The sequence below is a fragment of the Promicromonospora kroppenstedtii DSM 19349 genome (genome assembly GCF_000515355.1).
GTDB lineage: Bacteria > Actinomycetota > Actinomycetes > Actinomycetales > Cellulomonadaceae > Promicromonospora > Promicromonospora kroppenstedtii.
In genome coordinates, this window is the sequence record NZ_KI911696.1 from 1 (window position 1) to 1,230 (window position 1,230).

Genomic DNA, 1,230 nt, shown 5'->3' on the forward strand with positions numbered 1-1,230 from the left:
GGCGCCTCCGCCGGGGCGGGTGCCTCCGCGACCGGCTCGGGCTCGGGCTCCGGCTCGACGACGGCCTCCTCGACGACCGGCTCCTCGACCGCGGGCTCCTCGACGGGCTCCGGCGCGACGACTGCGGCCGGCTCCTCGACGGGGGCCTCGAAGGCTTCGGTGACCTCGTCGCCCTCGGGCGACTCGGCCGCGCGGGCCTGGGCCTTGGCCTCCGACTTGGTCATCCGGCCGGCGTTGATCTCCGTAGCGCGCTTGCGCTGCTCGACCTTGGCGTCAGCCTTCTTCTTGACCGGCCCGAGGACCATGGTCATGTTGCGGCCGTCCTGCTTGGGCATGGACTCGACGAAACCGAGATCGGCCACGTCCTCCGCCAGGCGCTCCAGCAGGCGACGACCCATCTCCGGGCGCGACTGCTCGCGACCGCGGAACATGATCATGACCTTGACCTTGTCGCCGGCCGAGAGGAACCGCTCGACGTGGCCCTTCTTGGTGCCGTAGTCGTGCGGGTCGATCTTGAGGCGGAACCGGATCTCCTTGAGGACCGTGTTCGCCTGGTTGCGCCGGGCTTCCCGCGCCTTCATGTCGGACTCGTACTTGAACTTGCCGAAGTCCATGAGCTTGGCGACGGGCGGGCGGGCGTCCGGCGCGACCTCGACGAGGTCGAGGTCAGCGTCCTGGGCGAGCTTCAGGGCGACCGCCGTGGCAACCACGCCGACCTGCTCCCCGCCAGGACCGATGAGACGGACCTCGGGGACACGGATCCGGTCGTTGATGCGAGGCTCGGTGATGGTGATGCTCCTTGGAAGTCGTTGATCGACCACCAGGAACGGGAAATGGCCCCCGCCCTGAACACAGGTGGAGGCCATCACGAGGAAAGGACACGCTGGCCCGGCAACAGCACCGCCGGACCTTCGTACCCGACCAAGGACCCGGACTCTGTCGGCATCTTGCGATGCGCTGTCGTGACTCGGGTGGGATGGAATCCACTTTGCGCACCCGGCTCACACCGGGTCGGTCGTGCCTACACGGTACCAGGCTGGTACCAGACTGACGAGTCCACCCGCCCGGGGGCCGGTGTGAGGTGGGTCGCCCTCGCTGCCATCGGGCGAAACCCGTTGCCCCGCTCAACTGGAATGATTCCAGTTTAGGGCCTAGGCTCGGGTGCATGACGTCGACCGCCCCAGCCGCCGCGACGCCCGAGGACCTGCTCCGCGGCGCCGGCCTGCGCGT

The 1,230-nt window shown here is 69.0% G+C and carries 1 protein-coding gene; it reads right to left on the reverse strand.

Annotation, left to right across the window (positions count from 1 at the left end; all coding sequences use genetic code 11):
- A partial coding sequence (infC, locus tag PROKR_RS17935) for a translation initiation factor IF-3 (protein ID WP_245605873.1) occupies positions 1-866 on the reverse strand: 866 nt, incomplete at its 3' end.
- Positions 867-1,230 lie beyond the last annotated feature (364 nt).